This is a genomic window from Desulfobacterales bacterium (genome assembly GCA_034003325.1).
Taxonomy (GTDB): Bacteria; Desulfobacterota; Desulfobacteria; order Desulfobacterales; family JAFDDL01; genus JAVEYW01.
On the sequence record JAVEYW010000001.1, the window covers coordinates 253,571 to 270,788 of the forward strand.

12 protein-coding genes and 5 tRNA genes are annotated in these 17,218 nt (G+C 48.0%); 5 read left to right on the top strand and 12 right to left on the bottom strand.

Annotation, left to right across the window (positions count from 1 at the left end; all coding sequences use genetic code 11):
* Positions 1–38 precede the first annotated feature (38 nt).
* The 4 genes from RBT11_01165 to RBT11_01180 all read right to left on the bottom strand — a co-directional run bounded on the left by RBT11_01165 (position 39) and on the right by RBT11_01180 (position 2,731).
* Positions 39–114: transfer RNA gene (locus RBT11_01165), tRNA-Gly, on the bottom strand.
* 176 nt (positions 115–290) lie between these two features.
* A tRNA-Tyr gene (locus tag RBT11_01170) sits at positions 291–375 on the bottom strand.
* Between the two features lie 20 nt (positions 376–395).
* Positions 396–471: transfer RNA gene (locus RBT11_01175), tRNA-Thr, on the bottom strand.
* A gap of 220 nt (positions 472–691) precedes the next feature.
* Positions 692–2,731: an RnfABCDGE type electron transport complex subunit B gene (locus RBT11_01180; GenBank protein MDX9785363.1), complete on the bottom strand. Its 2,040-nt coding sequence runs from the start codon at positions 2,729–2,731 to the stop codon at positions 692–694.
* Positions 2,732–3,243: 512 nt separating this feature from the next.
* Here RBT11_01180 and fdhF point away from each other — a divergent pair.
* The gene (gene fdhF / locus RBT11_01185; GenBank protein ID MDX9785364.1) at positions 3,244–6,012 is read left to right on the top strand and encodes a formate dehydrogenase subunit alpha; all 2,769 of its coding nucleotides are present in this window, start codon (positions 3,244–3,246) and stop codon (positions 6,010–6,012) included.
* A gap of 402 nt (positions 6,013–6,414) precedes the next feature.
* A complete protein-coding gene (locus RBT11_01190) occupies positions 6,415–8,310 on the top strand; it encodes a LysM peptidoglycan-binding domain-containing protein (GenBank protein ID MDX9785365.1) in 1,896 nt (631 codons plus the stop codon).
* A 131-nt stretch (positions 8,311–8,441) separates the two neighbouring features.
* Here RBT11_01190 and RBT11_01195 read toward each other — a convergent pair.
* Positions 8,442–8,509 (bottom strand) — tRNA-Glu (locus RBT11_01195).
* A 150-nt stretch (positions 8,510–8,659) separates the two neighbouring features.
* On the opposite strand from RBT11_01195, the gene RBT11_01200 reads away from it, so the two are divergent.
* Both RBT11_01200 and RBT11_01205 read left to right on the top strand, forming a co-directional pair.
* Positions 8,660–9,811, top strand: coding sequence for a site-specific integrase (locus tag RBT11_01200; protein MDX9785366.1), 1,152 nt, complete (start codon positions 8,660–8,662; stop codon positions 9,809–9,811).
* 34 nt (positions 9,812–9,845) lie between these two features.
* Positions 9,846–11,081, top strand: coding sequence for a hypothetical protein (locus RBT11_01205; protein MDX9785367.1), 1,236 nt, complete (start codon positions 9,846–9,848; stop codon positions 11,079–11,081).
* A 101-nt stretch (positions 11,082–11,182) separates the two neighbouring features.
* Here the strand turns inward: RBT11_01205 and RBT11_01210 are convergent, their stop codons facing one another.
* The 7 genes from RBT11_01210 to RBT11_01240 form a co-directional block, all read right to left on the bottom strand.
* Positions 11,183–11,677, bottom strand: a complete 495-nt coding sequence (locus tag RBT11_01210; protein ID MDX9785368.1) for a hypothetical protein — start codon at positions 11,675–11,677, stop codon at positions 11,183–11,185.
* A gap of 370 nt (positions 11,678–12,047) precedes the next feature.
* Positions 12,048–13,385: a DUF3987 domain-containing protein gene (locus RBT11_01215; protein MDX9785369.1), complete on the bottom strand. Its 1,338-nt coding sequence runs from the start codon at positions 13,383–13,385 to the stop codon at positions 12,048–12,050.
* A gap of 20 nt (positions 13,386–13,405) precedes the next feature.
* Complete coding sequence (locus tag RBT11_01220) at positions 13,406–13,609, bottom strand: hypothetical protein (protein MDX9785370.1); 204 nt, start codon at positions 13,607–13,609, stop codon at positions 13,406–13,408.
* Positions 13,610–13,682: 73 nt separating this feature from the next.
* Positions 13,683–13,877, bottom strand: a complete 195-nt coding sequence (locus RBT11_01225; GenBank protein MDX9785371.1) for a helix-turn-helix domain-containing protein — start codon at positions 13,875–13,877, stop codon at positions 13,683–13,685.
* Between the two features lie 511 nt (positions 13,878–14,388).
* A tRNA-Glu gene (locus tag RBT11_01230) sits at positions 14,389–14,463 on the bottom strand.
* A gap of 61 nt (positions 14,464–14,524) precedes the next feature.
* Positions 14,525–14,767, bottom strand: coding sequence for a PLDc N-terminal domain-containing protein (locus RBT11_01235; GenBank protein MDX9785372.1), 243 nt, complete (start codon positions 14,765–14,767; stop codon positions 14,525–14,527).
* A 77-nt stretch (positions 14,768–14,844) separates the two neighbouring features.
* Positions 14,845–15,723, bottom strand: a complete 879-nt coding sequence (locus RBT11_01240) for a histidinol-phosphatase (protein MDX9785373.1) — start codon at positions 15,721–15,723, stop codon at positions 14,845–14,847.
* A gap of 89 nt (positions 15,724–15,812) precedes the next feature.
* Here RBT11_01240 and radA point away from each other — a divergent pair, with 89 nt between their 5' ends.
* Entirely contained in the window at positions 15,813–17,174 is a 1,362-nt protein-coding gene (gene radA, locus RBT11_01245) for a DNA repair protein RadA (GenBank protein MDX9785374.1), read from the top strand.
* Positions 17,175–17,218: the final 44 nt, after the last annotated feature.

The window sequence follows — 17,218 nt, forward strand, 5'->3', positions numbered from 1 at the left end:
GGCAATGGAACCGTCTTAATATCTGATACCTGATAACATGGAGCGGGAGACGAGTCTCGAACTCGCGACATTCAGCTTGGAAGGCTGACGCTCTACCAATTGAGCTACTCCCGCCCGAATCTTCGGCACCACAAATTATATGAGTCTATACCGGCCGATACACGCACGTCAAGTGCGCCGACCCTTCACGCAATCAATGCCGTAAGCAATTTCATTGCAGGAAGTTGTGTAGTCCCAAAACGATCCCGGTGCGTTCCCGGGTGTCTCCTACAGCTAACTTTCAGTCCGGTTGGTGGTGGGGGGAGGATTCGAACCTCCGAAGGCATCGCCGACAGATTTACAGTCTGTTCCCTTTGGCCGCTCGGGAACCCCACCTATTTTAGCTTTCTTTGTCATGGAGCCAGCGAAGGGACTCGAACCCCCGACCCACTGATTACAAATCAGTAGCTCTACCAACTGAGCTACGCTGGCTGAACACCCGCCAGCACCAGGGCGCCACCAAGATTAAGAATTTGGATAAATACCTATCCTTTTGTCAAATAGCAACCTCAATTATGGGGGGTTATTAGCTATTATGGCAATTTAAAGCAACATATATCCGTAATTGTCTATTTTTCGGGGATTATCTAAATTATTAATCAAAATATCATCATAATATAATGCAAAACCAATATACTCTCTCGCCCTTCTATCAGGCCACGGTGTTGGTCACACCAACCGGTTTGGCATGTTCATAACACACGAGCCCGCACCGAAGGCATCGAGCCGCTTCAGAACGGGCCATCGCATCAGAGAACCCTTTTTCCAACTCCTGACCAATCGCCAATTCCCTGGGTTGACTGATCGGCATGATCTGCCTGGCAACGGAACTCACATTCACCACCTGATGAACGTTTTGAACGATTTGCTCCGATTTAATAACCTTCTCCGGCAGATTGGGCAAAATGCCGTGAATCATTTGGTGAATGGAAACCGCCCCCCTTCGACCGGCCGCAATGGCTCGAATGGCAGCGCTGAAATCCGTTTGCGGATCTCCCGCGGCAACAAACCCGGTCTCTTCAGCTTGTTCCGGCTTCTTATAGGGCACCCTGGCTTCCCACTGAACAAGATCTCCTGAGTTAACAGCAACGTTATCCCCTTCAGGAAGCTTCATTTTCACAAAAATAAGTTCCGGAAACCGGCCGGACTCCAAAATCAATGTCCCGGCAGCCAGACGCCTAACTTCACCACTGTCAAGATTCATGTATTCAATTTCGGCAATATGGTCTCTCTCGCCTAAAATCCGGTGAACGCAAGCCCCATTGACAATGTCCAGCCCTTCCGTTTCCACCGGGTCTTCCACAGGCAAGGTGTTGCGGCAAACAATCGTTATCTTTTGCGCACCGTTAGCTCGGCAAAGCGCCGCTACTCGGACCGCCTGCCAACTGGTTCCGACAATCACCACATCGTTGCCGCATGCCAGCGCGTCTTTGCCGCCGGCCTTGAGCCAATCAATAGCAAGATACATCTGCGGCAGAGGCGTTTCAGCATGAACAACACCCCGCGCAAGCCGGCTGTCCCACCCACCGGTGGCAAGAAATACCGCGTCCGCGCCGCCTTCAAGCAACGCATCGATGGAAATCTCTTTCCCCAGGGACATATTTGTCTGAGCGCTAACCCCCAGATCCAGAATACCTTGAATATCCCAATCGAGGATTTCGCGGGGAAGCCGATAGGCGGCAATGGCGCTATTCAGCAGTCCACCCAACTTGTCCGTAGCTTCATAAACGGTTACCGAATGGCCCAACCTCGCAGCAAAAAATGCGGTGGAAAGGCCTTGGACGCCGCCGCCGATAACATCAATCCGCTTTCCGGAGGGCGGTGCCTTATATGGCAATACGCGGTTTTCCCCCGCACGCTCGAAATCAGCAGCATACCGCTTCAGGTAATTAATGGCCACAGGCTCATCAACATATTGCCTTCGGCATTCCTGCTCGCAGGGGCGAGGGCAGATTCGACCGATAACCGACGGGAAGGGGTTGCGCTCCTTGATAACTTGCACAGCACGATAATTATCCCCAATGGCTATCTGATGAATGTACTCGCTGATATTGATCCCGGCGGGACAGGCACGCTGACAGGGCGTGGTACACTCTTCTGTAGTATATTCCTTCATAATACGACGCGTTATCGACGATAACGTAATAATATGTTTTGGGCACACCCGCTCGCATGTCCCACACCCCGTACATTTTTTCTCATCAACCACCGGCAGCCCATCCGGCCCCATGGACAGCGCATCAAATGGGCAAGCCTTAACACATGAGCCAAGCCCGAGGCATCCGATGCGGCAGACTTTCATGCCGCCTCCCAATAGAGCCGCCGCCTGGCAGCTTATGATGCCGTCGTATAAAAATTTTACATCCGCATCCTTAACCCCGTAATAGCATCCGAGCCTGGCAATATCCGGCTCAGCAGCAGAAACCGACAACCCCAACAATTCAGCAATGGCCTGTGCCAGTTCCGGGCCACCCGCCACACATGAATTCGGGGCCGCTCTACCGGCCACAATCGCCTCTGCATTGGCAGAGCATCCGGGCAATCCGCACCCACCGCAATTAGCGCCCGGCAGCAATGCCTCCACCTCAAGTATAATAGGATCCACATAGACATAAAAAAGTTTTGAAGCCATCGCCAAACCAACGCCTACAATGACCCCCAAGCCTCCCATGAGAACAACTGCTTCAAACATGATCCCCCTCCGGGCTGAAAGCGGCAGTAATTTGACCGCACATTTAAAAAAAGTATTCTGGTTCCGAAATGGGACGATAGTGTTCGAGCGGTATCTTCTACCCTTACATGCGCCCCACAGCCGACGTAAAATTTCACAATCCCGTGGAAAAGTCAACAGATCCGAAAATGCCGCATCGCATAAAATCAATCATGTTTTTTACCCCCAAATAGCCATTGACAAAAAAACCATAATTTGGCTTATAAGCTTCATTTTAGGAACCTATTTAGTTATCAGAACAATTCGTTAGCATTTTTTTCCGGTCGGCAATCATTTCGGCGCGTCTCATTTAAGCTCGCCTTTTTCCTGCTGAAATGTGAGGCTGAATGCATACCGTTATCAATTTGCCGGGATTGCTTTTTATGTCAGCTTGTTGTATTTCTGGTTTGCGCATTGCAAGAAAGGGGACTATATAGTCTGCTTCGGCCGGGCTGATATCGGACCAGCGATGAAATGAAAGGGCAAATTAAACTATGGACGCACAAAACAGTATTCTGATCAACGGGAACAAGATCGATTTTGAGCCCGGGGAAACGATTTTGGAGATAGCGCAACGGCATCATATCGATATTCCGACACTTTGTCACTTGAATCGGGCGACACCCACCGGAAAGTGCCAGGTGTGCGTGGTGGAAGTGGCAGGGGCGGACACCCTCCTAACAGCTTGCTCGACACCGGCCGAAAAGGGCATGGCCGTCTTGACTGAATCACCCCGAGTAGTGGCCAGTCGACGCGAAACAATCCGGCAGTTCTTAACGTCGGGTAATCACAACTGTGCGGTTCGGGCTGCAAGCGGTGAGGATTGGACACAGTTCCAACTGACGGTTCAGGGAGACGACGGCAGCGGTAATTTATGCCCGGTTTGGGGCGATTGTCGCCTTCAGGATCTTGCCTATCGATATCAGGTGCATGGCGACAGCTTTTCAACGACTCGAAAAAAATACCCCATGGAAATGGCCAACCCTTTTATCATAAGGGATTTTTCCAGGTGCATTCTCTGCGGCCGTTGCGTTCAGGCTTGCCGGGAAGTACAGGTCAACAACGCCATTGAGTTCGGCTACAGCGGCGAGGAAACAAAAATTATCACGCCAGACGATCAGCCCCTGCGAAATTCCGAATGCGTCTTTTGCGGCGAGTGTGTGCAGGCATGCCCGGTGGGTGCATTGGTCGAAAAAAACGCCCGCTACAGCTGGCGTCCTTGGGAGGAGAAAAAGATACGGACCACCTGCACCTATTGTGGTGTTGGGTGCCAGATTTATCTACATGTCAAGGGCAACCGGGTCGTAAAGGTTTCCGGCGTTGAGGAGGTGGCCCCCAACTACGGCAGCTTGTGCGTCAAAGGCCGGTTTGGATTCGACTTTATCGGCTCCGAAGACCGCCTGTCAACCCCGCTTATCAAAGAGGACGGCAAGTTCAGAAAGGCATCCTGGGATGAGGCGCTTGGGCTGGTGGCAGAGCGGCTCGACCGAATTCGGGACGCACACGGGTCCGACAGCATCGGTGTTCTGACCTCCGCCCGTGTCACCAATGAAGATAACTACATGGCCATGAAGCTGACCCGAGCGGTGCTGAAAACAAACAACATCGATCATTGCGCCCGTCTCTGACATTCTTCCACCGTGGCCGGTCTGGCCGCAGCGTTTGGAAGTGGCGCCATGACGAACACCATTGGATGTGTCGAAAAGGCGGATGTCATTCTGATTGTCGGGTCCAATACCACCGAAAATCATCCGGTTATTTCCGCAGGCATCAAACGGGCCGTTACCCAGCACGGCACCAAACTGATCGTGGTTGACCCGCGCCACATTAAAATCGCCCAATTTGCCGATCAGTATCTGCGGCCCAATCTCGGCGCCGATGTCGCATGGATCAACGCCATGATTCACGTCATCATAAAAGAGAATCTTTATGATAAAGCCTTCGTGGAAGCCCGCACAGAAGGCTTTGAATCACTAAAGACCTTGGTTGAAAAATACACCCCCGAATACAGCGAGGCCATCACCGGAATCCCTGCGGCCGATCTCATCAATGCCGCCAGACTGTACGCAGCGGGCAAGGCCGGAAGCATTGTTTACTGTATGGGAATCACCCAGCACACCTCCGGCACGGACAACGTTAAATCACTGGCAAATCTGTCCATGCTTTGCGGCAACCTGGGGATTGAAGGCGGCGGCGTTAATCCGCTTCGCGGTCAGAACAATGTGCAGGGCGCCTGTGACATGGGCGGGCTACCGAATGTTTTTACCGGGTATCAGCCGGTTACGGACCCGGCTGCACGGAAAAAAATGGCGGGCGCATGGCATGTTGACCAATTGCCGGAAAAACCGGGATTGACCGCCACTGAAATGGTGCCCATGGCCCATGAGGGGAAAATTAAAGCGCTTTACATCGTGGGAGAAAATCCACTGGTTTCGGATCCGGATTTAAATCACGCGGAAGCCAGTTTAAAACATCTTGATTTCCTTGTAGTGCAGGACATTTTTCTGACTGAAACTGCTCAATTGGCGGATGTGGTGCTTCCGACCACCTGCTTTGCCGAAAAGGACGGCACCTTTTCCAATACCGAACGGCGGGTCCAACGAGTTCGCAAGGCGGTAGACCCGCCCGGTGAAGCGCGCGGAGACTGGGAAATTCTTTGCGAAGTGGCACACCGGCTCGGTTATAACATGAAATATGAAAACAGTGAGGCCGTTTTTGATGAAATCAGAAGCGTTACCCCGTCCTATGCCGGCCTTACCTATGACCGGATTGATGCGGAAGGACTCCACTGGCCATGCCCCACCCTGGAGCACCCCGGCACGCCGATACTTCATGGCACTCAGTTTACCCGCGGCAAGGGCATGTTCCATGCCATTGATTACCGGGATCCGGCCGAAAAGGTCGATGCGGAGTACCCCCTGTATTTGACCACCGGTCGTGTGCTTTACCATTACCATACGGGCACCATGACTATGAAATCCGAAGGACTGAACGAACGAGTGCCGGAAAATTTTGTGGAGATCTCACCACAAGACGCCGATAAATACGGCCTTGAAAATGGCTCGATGGTCAATGTGGCCTCCCGTCGCGGCGCAATACAGGCACGGGTTAAAATTTCGCCTATAGCGACCAGCGGAACGGTTTTTATTCCGTTTCATTTTGCAAAAGCGGCCGCCAACCGGCTCACGAATTCAGCTCTTGATCCGGTTTCAAAAATTCCCGAATACAAGGTGTGCGCCGTCAGGCTGTCAAAAGCGGCTTGATCCCATTCACCCGTTCTTAAGATTAATCCGAACGAAAGACATCGCCACCAACCCCGGCCGTATCCTATATACGGCCGGGCTTTTATTGTGTTATCCGCGCGGCCTTCACATCAATTTTTCCCGGATTCAGTTCGATCCGCCCGCCATAATCGAAAATGGCTTCAGACCGATCCGAACTTATTGACACGGTTCAGCGTTAACCGTTTAAGCAAAACCGAAAATATGCCGATAACCACTTGTATCAAAACATTTTTATAAAACGATAGCTCTCCATACAGGAAATAAGGACAAGGCCTTGACAATCTGGCACTTTCTCCTGTAATCAGGTTCCCACTGTGTGACAAGGGCTCTTGATGCTTGGAATCTATATCACCACAGAAATCTCATTAAGGAATTTGCATTATGAAATATGGATGTTGGATCTCTTGCCTGTCCTTATGGATGTTCTTTACGTGGGGATGTGCCACCTCCCCCCCTGCTTCCCATCAATCGATCGGCGATATTACTGTTCAATCAAAATCATCGCACCGAAAACCCAACGCCGATATTTCTTCGGAAAACCCGGCCATAGCATCAGAAGCAAATAACATCAGCGCCGGTAACAGGCTTTCCACTTTTTCCAACTCCGCGCAAAAAGAGCGCTCGTCCCGAATGGCTCTTATTTCGCCGCCCTCTCCCCAAGACATCGAAGAAGCCACGGAAGAAACCGTGGAAGAAGGCACTTCCGGATGCATTGCTTCCAAAATGGGCTCCGAAAAGCTGGATGAAGCACTTGAATATTGTGATTTATCTCAGGAATTATGGCAAAAAGGTGAGCTTGACAACGCGCTGGACATGCTGGATCATGCCTATGAGCTCATCCTTGAGGTGGATACTGAAAATGATCCCGTCCTTATTCAGCAAAAGGAAGATCTTCGCTATACCATTTCAAAGAGAACGCTAGAAATTTACGCTTCACGTCATATTGTCGTCAACGGCCAACACAATGCCATTCCAATGGTCATGAACAAGTATGTTCAAAACGAAATCCATCTGCTAACCGTCACCGAAAGGCAGTTTTTCATCGATGCCTACCGCAGATCCGGTCGCTTTCGCCCTAACATCGTCGAGGCCTTGCGAGAGAACGGTCTGCCCGAAGAGCTATCCTGGCTGCCGCTGATTGAAAGCGGCTTTAAAATGCGCGCACTTTCAAGTGCGCGGGCACTCGGGTTGTGGCAATTCATCCCTTCTACCGGGTACAAGTTCGGTTTGCAGCGCGATATGTTTATCGATGAGCGCCTTGATCCGGACAAAGCGACAACCGCCGCCATCAGCTATCTAAAAGAACTTCATCAGATTTTCGGTGACTGGACCACCGTGCTGGCCGCTTATAATTGTGGGGAAGGGCGGGTGCTTCGCGTGATCCGCAATCAAAATATCAACTATCTCGATAATTTCTGGGATTTATACAAGCAGTTGCCAATGGAAACCGCCCGATACGTCCCTCGCTTTTTGGCAACGCTTCATATTCTTAACGACCCCCAACAATATGGCTTGGAGGATGAATTGACGCTTGATGCCCCCCCTGAATATGAAACGTGCATGTTAAGCCGCCAAGTTCATCTGAAAAATGTTGCCAATATTATCGCCACACCTGAGCATGTGATAAGGGATCTTAATCCGGAACTTCGTTACGGCATTCTACCGGACGCCCCCTATCAGCTTAAATTGCCGGTGGGAACGGTTGATACTTTATCGAGTCAAATAGACTCGATTCCTTTGGCAAAGCCCCAACCCCCACCAACAAAGGCATTTTCATTGCATCAGGTTCGAAGCGGTGAAACACTCTCCAGGATTGCAACCCGCTATAAAACAACGATTCATCGCTTAAAAAAGGCAAATGGGCTTCGGGGCGATTGTATTGTTCCCGGGCAGAGACTCAAAATACCGCAACCGGGCGCGGTATTGGCTACCGCAAGCAGCACGTCCACCGGTGGAAAACGCCGGACCGCCACACACACGGTCCGCCAAGGGGATTCTCTCTGGAATATTGCCCGTCGTTACGGCACAACCACCCAGGAAATTCAGGCATTAAACAACATGAAAGGCTCTCGGTTGGTTATCGGCCAGCGCCTGAAACTTTATTCGCCCAAAAAGGGAACTCAGTCTCGGACCAGTCGAATCTATGTCGTTCAAAAAGGCGACAATCTTTCAATCATTGCCCAAAAACTCAATACGTCTTTGGCAAAATTATTACATGCCAATCAGTTTAATGGGAAAAGCAAAATCTATCCCGGGCAAAAAATCTATATCGACTAATGTTTCTGAATCACAGGCATCTAAAACAAATTGAAAAAAGAAGGCGTTCGGTATTTTAATAGCGGCAACATGGCCTTTCCTAAAATAAACATGGGGATAACCTGTTAAGATTATCCCCATGATGTCTCTCTTGGTGATCCCACCGGGATTCGAACCCGGGTTACCGGCGTGAGAGGCCTTCCATATACTATTTCTGTATTTTTCCTCCATTTTAAATTTATTTACTAACTTATTTATATATAGTAATTTATTGACAATTCAGTCTTCCTCTGATATTTATTTGTTTACCTTGATAACCAAATTATAGGTTGGAAATAGGGTTGGAAAAATAATTTTTAATGAGGGAATCATGCCGAAACGCACTAAAACAAAATATCCCGGCGTTTATTTCCGTGAAGCTGAAAGGATCGGCGGAAGGGGAATCGAAAGGGTTTATTATGTTGTCATAAAAAAAGACGGCAAAGTTATTGAGGAGAAAGTGGGGCGGCAATACGCTGACGATATGACCCCTGCAAAAGCCTCTGCAATCCGATCTGAACTTATCGAAGGCAAGAGGCTTCACCGTAAAATAAATAAGCAGGTTGAGGCTGAGAGGCAAAGACAGGAGGCAGGGAAATGGACAATCGATAAGCTGTGGAAGGAGTACAGCGGGCAAAGAAAGCCGGGTAAGGGCCTTTCAATCGATCAAAACCGATATGCTCTTTACCTCGAAAAGCTTTTTGGCCAAAAAGAGCCTCATGAAATCATCATTTTGGACATTGATCGGTTGCGAATCAACCTTTTGAAGAAAAAGTCCCCTCAAACCGTCAAGCACGCTCTAAACCTTTTGACATGGATCATCAATTTCGGCGTTAAAAAAGGATTGTGCCAGGGAATACCATTTAAGATACAAAAGCCGCCGGTGGACAATATAAGAACAGAGGATCTTACCCCCGATCAATTGAATAACCTTCTAATCGCCATTGACGCCGATGAAAACCGGGATGTGGCGAATATGATGAAACTGGCTCTTTTTTCCGGTTTAAGACGCGGCGAAATGTTTAACTTGAAATGGAGAGACATTGATTTTGATCGGGGCTTCATAACGATTAATGATCCCAAAGGGGGGAAGTCCCAAAAGATCCCCTTAAATGATTCTGCCCGGGCAATTTTGGAGAGCCAAAAACGGACACGAAGCGCCTATGTGTTCCCGGGGCAAGATGGTCAGAAGCGGGTCACGGCTTCCAAGGCTTCAAAGCGAATTAGGAAAAATGCGGGTTTACCTGAAGACTTTAGACCGTTTCATGGCCTTCGCCACGTTTTCGCCTCCATGCTTGCTAGTTCCGGAAAGGTTGACATGTACACCCTTCAGAAGTTATTAACTCATAAAAGCCCACAAATGACCCAACGATATGCGCACCTGAGAGATGACGCATTAAAACGAGCCTCTGATCTGGCGGGAAGTCTCGTTGAAGATATAATTGCAGAACAAGTAAAAAAACGGAATGCAAGCCCAAGGTAAGCATGCTTTATCAGTGTAAAGGAGGGCAATGCACATGTGCATCCCCATTATTCATTGTCTCGCTGCATTACTTTTTTTGCTTTTACCTGCCTTCGGGGTGAATGCTGCCGAGGTTAGGGTCCATAATCGTTCTCTCATTATACTGTCGGGAGAAATTGAAAAGGGCGATTACGACAAGGTCTTGAGTACTGCAAAAAAGGCCGGGCCAGGCATAGATTCCATATTTTTAGCTTCGCCTGGTGGTGATCTCATAGAAGCCATGCGCATTGGCCGATTGGTCAGACAACTAAAGTGGTCATCGGAAGCACCCGATTTCATCATGGAAATCGCTGCAAAAAGCGTTATGCATGGAGGAGGTTTTTTTAAAGAATTAGGCTTCGAGGGCATAACAGAAGAACATCAACTCGTGTGCGCGAGTTCATGCTTTTTCATCTATGCGGGTGGCATATATCGATCCGGGGATGAAATTGGAATCCACCGTCCCTATTTCAGCAAGGAGGACTATGCTCGAATGGGCGGTAATGAAGTGATTGGTAAATCAAAGACAGTCGCCAGCATGGTGGAAGACTACCTAAAGGAAATGGGCGTTCCGTCACGTTTTTCTGAAATTATGTTCTCAACACAAAAGGATTCGATTCGGTGGCTTAACCATGAAGAATTGAAAGAGCTTAATAGATACGCACCGGGATTAGATGATTTGATTGATTCCAAATGCGGAAGTCGGGCCGACCAGTGGGCAGCGATAGAAAAGATTAGGCTGCGATTTGGTGAGAAGACACCTGAAGGCCGTAAGCTTACACAAGAGTTGCGGCAACGGCATCACGATTGCTGGGACCAAATAATGCAGGAAATGCGCCAAGAGGCATGGCATAAATTCTTTGACAAGAATAATGCAAATAATGAATCGGTGGTAATGTCAAAATTAACCTTTTTAATTTTCCCCTCAAGTTTCATCCTGACAATTATTCTCTGGTTTTGGAAACAGTCAAAGCGCCCTTTAATGCATATGAGATGGGTTTTTTCTCCTATATGGATTTGTTTGTTGATTTTATACGGTGAATTCTGTTTTAAAAATCAGCTTCTACCTAAAGCTGGGCCAGCATGTGTTTTCCTCACTATAATTTTCGTTGCATTGAAACTATTAAAAAAAGTTGAGTGGAAATGGGGATGGACATTGTGCCCGATCTGGTTCTGGGCAATTTTAAATATCGGGGCAATTTTAAATATTATTTCAGTCGGCTACATAGAACCAAAGGGACTCCCTTTTTGAATTTAGAAACAAATTTAAGGAACCAAATTGGTCAAAATCATCGCTAAAGGGGAATGAACTTTAAAGAGCGGGAAAGAAGTAGGAGATCAAATTAAATTGGATCAGTCTCGATTTAATCTGACGCCATCAACCACTAAGCCGCATTCTGCCATAGCTTTAAGGCCCCTTTCTTTAAACGCCTCTATTTCATCAGTTGTAAAATATGCCGATATTGCTGCCGATTCGATTTTCATCTGTTTCGTAGGCCCGTAACCGGCGCGGCTTAAAAGTTCCAGCGCAACATTTGCCTTCAGCTTTAGCATTTCTGGCGTTGTCCGTTCATCAGCCAAAATTTCCAGCAGCACTTCAGTACCCTTTTGCGCCCCTTCAGCGATTTTCTCTGGAATGCCGGGAACACAAACAACGGCATTGACGTTCGCAAACTCCTGAAGCCGTTTTACCTCATTCAAAACTTTCGGATCACGAACTATCCTTGAAACAGTTGATTTATGTAAGGTTAACAATTTTGCAATTTCAGATTGCGAATGCCCGCCGACGAGAAGGCGCGCTAGTTGCTGATGGCGCGGTGAAAGTTGCATAAGTTGTCTGTCGGTCATTTATGGTTCCTTTTTTGTGCATAATTCATCGATTTGGTTGGAAATGATGGCCTTGGGAATGCTTTTGTTTGCACGCTTTTTTAATTTCGTTCGGTTAAATCCGTTGTTGAGTATCCGGAGCAACCCAAAAGATGTTTGTTGCGTATTGAATTTTTGTTGAGTAGCGCACTCAGCATATAACATATTGATATAATATTATTAACTGTAATTTATTGAGTGTTTGAGTAGTTTGAGTGCTATTTTCCATTTTTCCACCTTTTCCCATTCTGCCTCTCGATACAGCCACACTCAAATTACTCAACAAATATATTATATATAAAATATTATTAATATAATTAGATTGTTAGATGTTTAGTTTCACGCTCAACATTTACTCAACATTTTCAACAACATTTTCTTTTTCATCGACCAACGTGATCATGGTCCCATTTTTGTGATCCGTATTGATCAGAACAATATTACCTGATTCTTCAAGGGTTTGTAAAACATAATCATAATCCTTCGAGCCACCTTCCAAGACCCTTGATTGAATAAGTTGTCTGCGGGATACACTGCCGCCCCGTTTAAAAATATAATCTCTAACCTTGCGCACCTTTTTTTGATGCGGTGACTCGCCTAAATCATTTTCAAACAGCCATATTGTCGAATCAACGGCTTGCTCCATTATCGCAATGGCACCATTTAATGCATCCATGCCGATCTCATCAGCACACTCGTCCACGAACAGTTGAAGCAGCATGGCAATTTTGAGCACATAAGGCGACCACCGTTTTAAATAAGGTTCGAGTATTCGCTGCGAATTTTCCAGGCGATCTGTAACTTTCTCGTATAACTCTTTATGTAACTGCTCAAAAGCTTCCTTTGCTTTGGCATTCAGGCGGTAAGCTCTCGACCCTGGCAAGGCCTGAAGGGACTCGATAACGGCTTTAACGCCCTTTTCTGCTTCCCTTTCGATGACAGGCCCGGCCTTGGGCAAGGCAGGGGGGACCCTGTCATTATGAGGCGGGAAAAAAATCAAAAACCGTGCAAAAAAGCCGGATGAAATGTCATCCACGCCAATATTATTTTTTACCCATTCAACGGTTGAAACGCCGCAAATGGTGATGAAGGGTTCCCTAATAGTAAGGCGTCCACCGGACTTTGTCCGACTGCTGTAAACCGACGGAACATCATAAAGATGCGTGAACAACTGTTTCAATCCCTGATTGTATGAACGTTCCAGCGTTTGAAGCCACGCTCCGAATTCTGAACATATGATCGCCCCGGCATGACCATTAACTAAATCCTCAAGTAATCCCTCTGAAGTTGTCCGGTTTGGAAGGATCACATCCTTTTTGTTTGCCCTCTCATAAAGATCTGACACATTCCCCGAATCATGCTCATAAGCTAGGTTAAAGCCCTTGTTCAATGCAGTGGTTTTGAAAGAGCCGGATCGACTTACGCATAGCGTCCAGAGGTTTGGGTATAGAGTTTGAAAATATCCTTCTCCCTCCTCCTTTGCCTCAGGTATAAAACACGAATGTTTTACAAAAGCGGACACCATGCACAGCACACTCACCACAATCATGATCGGCTCAGCATCGGTTGTGGCAACGATTGAATCAACATAGCGTTGAATCTTTTTCGGAAGCTTCCCTGTGTCGAAACTAGGGCAAGGGCAAAGCTTTGTACCCAGTGAGTTATCATCTTTAAGAGGGAAGGTTTTCATAAATTTCCATTAATCAATAATTAATTCGATTTTGTAGGTGACGGGACCCTTCTTAAATCGTCATATTGCAGTTTCTCCACCGAAACATTTCGAAAGCTAAAATTTTCATAAAGCCCTTTTGCATGATTCCAAGCAACTGCATCGTTATTAACGATTACATATTGAAATTTTGTTTCGTTGCTTTGAGATACTAAACCAATTTTGAAAAGCTTTTCTTTATTCATGTAACGCCCCTTTAATTATGGTTTTTTTAAAAGTGGATAAAAATTTCCCGTGAAAAACTGCCGGAAATGTTATTCATATTCCCGAAGTTTTGACCGCCCGTGATTTCATAAAATCATGGATATCATTAAGTGAATACCTTACAGATCGCCCTATTTTACTATAAGGAAAACCCTTTCCTAAAAAACGATCGTTACGCAATGTTTGAACGGCACGGCCCGTGATTTCAGCCACCTGATTTTCGGTTAAATATCTGTTTTGGTGTTCCATTCCCCCTCCTTCTGTACTATATTGTTGATTATTATAAGGAATTATTATGATTCAATATTATACTATTATTTTTTGGTGGTCAATGTAATTTTTGGTGTATTTACTGCTAGTTATATAGATTAAAGTGGGTTAATGTATCCTGAACATATTTTAAATATCGCTATCGATGGAATCGCTAGGCATTCATGGAAAAATTGTTTCAACGAGCTATATCGGGGAAAGTTTCCGCAAAATTTGTGAGCGCCAACCCCGTCGATTCTTACGGTTTATTCCCCCCATCGACGTTTAACGACACAATTATATTCTCGCTGTTAGTTGCGCTAAGATCAAAACGGTGGCCGGCTATGCTCATGAAGCCGTATAACTATGGTATCCGCCAATAGAAGCCGGGGCTTCATTTAAGTCGCTATTGGTGAAAGTTACTCTGTAGGTTGGAAATAGGGTTGGAAAACAAAAGGATGACAAAACCAAAAAAGGCCATGCATTAAGCATAACCCTTTAATATCATTATTGGTGATCCCACCGGGATTCGAACCCGGGTTACCGGCGTGAGAGGCCAGCGTCCTAACCGCTAGACGATGGGACCTGTTTTGATGAGTGGTGAATATAAAAGTGGGGCTCTTTTGTCAATCCTTATTTTTTTAGGCTTATTTTTCAGGCGACGGCGCGCTACCGGGTGGTTTTCCTTTTTTAAATCCGAATATCAGATAAATGACAAACCCGATAAAGGGAACTGCGCCAACAAGCATCCAGGCCGCTTTATGGCCAAAACAGCCGAATTCCTTTTGCGCGGCATCCAGAACCGCCCAGAAGGTTGCCAGAACAAAGGGAATGCAAAGACAACCCACGACCAACAAGGTGTTCAAATCCATTATCGACCTTTCAACCATTCCGCCACATTCAGGACGGTGTTCACATGATAGTTGCCGCGGTTATCGTACCAGAGCGCAACAGTTAAAAAAAGATATCATCTATCTCCTGATACCGGCACTATGGGAAATTGGGGTGCTGATTTTTCCGGGTCATAGGCACCGATTTCGGGTTGGACCGTATCATTTATGGCAATTCGGCCCGGCCGCCGCTTGGTAAAGGTGGTCAACTGCGTAAGGCCGATGCGGTTTAGTGCTTCATACGCCCGGCCGTAGCATCGATCCAATTGATCCGGCCGGTGCGCATCGGATCCGAGGGTGACCGGAATTCCAAGCGCTTGGCAGGATCGGAGTATTTCCAGGGAGGGATACATTTCCCGTATTGGGCTGTCAAAACCGCTGGTATTGATTTCGATTGCAATCCCCTTGGTCTTGATTTTAGCCAATAACGCATCGATCTCACCTTTGAACGATCGGCTGGGTAGCCGACCGTATTTTTTCGGCAAATCAAAGTGGCAAATCAGATCAAAATAGTCTTCATTCAGCATGCGGTCCATGAGCGCCAGGTATTGCGCATAAATGGTATCCGTATTCCCTTCTCCATTTCGCCAGCCGCTGCGCCGGGTCACGATGTCAAAATCCCCCACATAATGAATGGAACTACCGATGGCATCAAAGTCAAAGGTATTCACAATATCATCAATAGAACCGACAACATCAGGATGATAATCGATTTCGAGTCCGACTTTAACCAGAATGTCGTCTCTAAACTGATTCGCCAGCCGCCGGGCGCTATGATAATACAAAGGGACTTCCTCAATGCTCATGGTCAGGCCTCTGTCCGCGGCATTTAGCGTGAGGTGATCCAGAAAGCAGATCTCGGTGAACCCGAGCGCGATGGCCTGCCGAATGTATTCCGGCATGGTGCCGGTGGCATGATTACACAGAGGGGTATGAATATGGTAATTGATCCGCATATCGATTCGCTTTCCTTGATTGAGCAAAAATGGCATGCTATGAGTCTTTTTGTCAATCGGCAAGCGAATTTTTCAGGCATAGGAAACCGGTGAACAAGAAAACGGCCAAAACGGTATTTACCTGCCAATCCTGCGGGTATCAGACCCCCAAGTGGATGGGGAAATGCCCGGACTGCGATCAATGGGAAAGCTTTGTGGAAGAGGTATCCCGGCCGCCGGACCCCAGAAGAGCCACTACGACCGCCAACACACCGATATCCATCGACTCGGACACGCCCGCCTATGAGGAACGCATGAGCACCGGCATCGCGGAGTTCGACCGGGTGCTGGGCGGCGGACTCGTACTGGGCTCCCTCGTGTTGATCGGCGGTGATCCGGGTATCGGAAAATCAACCTTGATGCTTCAGGCGCTTTACGGTATGGCCCGGCTGGACCGCAAAGTCCTGTATGTGTCTGGTGAGGAATCGGTTCGGCAGTTGATGATTCGAAGCCGAAGGCTGGGAACGGTCACGGAGAAAATGTGGGTCGTATCTGAAACCGATGTGGAAGCGATTCTGGCCATGGTTTCCGCTCACACACCCGATGTGCTTGTGGTGGATTCCATTCAGACCTTATTCAGCCCCCATATCGCCTCCACGCCCGGCAGCGTGAGTCAGGTGCGCGATTCGGCCATGCGCTTGATGCTCATGGCCAAGAGCACCAATACCTCCGTGTTTCTGGTGGGGCATGTCACCAAGGACGGCGCGATCGCAGGCCCCCGTCTGCTTGAGCATATGGTAGATACGGTACTGTATTTTGAGGGGGATAGAAACCACGTGTTCCGGATTTTGCGGGCCGTAAAAAACCGGTTCGGCTCCACCAATGAAATCGGCGTCTTTGAAATGAAAGAAAAAGGATTGGCCGAGGTGCCCAATCCTTCCGCCGTCTTCATATCCGAGCGGCCTGAAAGGACGCCAGGCTCCATCGTAACCACCAGTGTGGAAGGGACAAGGCCGATTCTGCTTGAACTTCAGGCACTAGCCAGCAGCACCAATTTCGGAACGCCCAGACGGACCATTCTCGGATTGGACGCCAACCGCGTGGCCCTGCTGGTGGCCGTGATGGAAAAAAAGCTGGGAATGCACCTGATGAGCCACGACATCTTTATGAATGTGGCCGGCGGAGTGAAAATCGTGGAGCCGGCCGTGGATATGGGCGTTGTGGCGGCTGTTGCCTCAAGCTTTTTCGATCGGCCCGTTCAGGAAGCAACCGTGGTTATGGGAGAAGTCGGACTGACTGGCGAGATTCGCGCCATCAGCCATATCGAAACCCGGGTGGCGGAAATCAAAAAAATGGGGTTTACCCGGTGTCTGATTCCGCGGGGCAACCTAATTCGAATGAGCAGCAGTATCGACGGAATCGAACTGATCGGCATCAGCCATGTGTCCGAGGCCGTGGAAGCCCTGTTTTAAGATTCGGCATATCCCCGGAGTGGGCACTATATATCTTGAAAAAA

What these genes read in the sequence shown, in the direction of transcription:
- RBT11_01180 (MDX9785363.1), bottom strand. Translation starts at nt 2,731, where the DNA reads ATGTTTGAAGCAGTTGTTCTCATGGGAGGCTTGGGGGTCATTGTAGGC.
- RBT11_01190 (MDX9785365.1), top strand. Translation starts at nt 6,415, where the DNA reads ATGAAATATGGATGTTGGATCTCTTGCCTGTCCTTATGGATGTTCTTT.
- RBT11_01200 (MDX9785366.1), top strand. Translation starts at nt 8,660, where the DNA reads ATGCCGAAACGCACTAAAACAAAATATCCCGGCGTTTATTTCCGTGAA.
- RBT11_01205 (MDX9785367.1), top strand. Translation starts at nt 9,846, where the DNA reads ATGTGCATCCCCATTATTCATTGTCTCGCTGCATTACTTTTTTTGCTT.
- RBT11_01210 (MDX9785368.1), bottom strand. Translation starts at nt 11,677, where the DNA reads ATGACCGACAGACAACTTATGCAACTTTCACCGCGCCATCAGCAACTA.
- RBT11_01215 (MDX9785369.1), bottom strand. Translation starts at nt 13,385, where the DNA reads ATGAAAACCTTCCCTCTTAAAGATGATAACTCACTGGGTACAAAGCTT.
- RBT11_01220 (MDX9785370.1), bottom strand. Translation starts at nt 13,609, where the DNA reads ATGAATAAAGAAAAGCTTTTCAAAATTGGTTTAGTATCTCAAAGCAAC.
- RBT11_01225 (MDX9785371.1), bottom strand. Translation starts at nt 13,877, where the DNA reads ATGGAACACCAAAACAGATATTTAACCGAAAATCAGGTGGCTGAAATC.
- RBT11_01235 (MDX9785372.1), bottom strand. Translation starts at nt 14,767, where the DNA reads ATGGTTGAAAGGTCGATAATGGATTTGAACACCTTGTTGGTCGTGGGT.
- RBT11_01240 (MDX9785373.1), bottom strand. Translation starts at nt 15,723, where the DNA reads ATGCGGATCAATTACCATATTCATACCCCTCTGTGTAATCATGCCACC.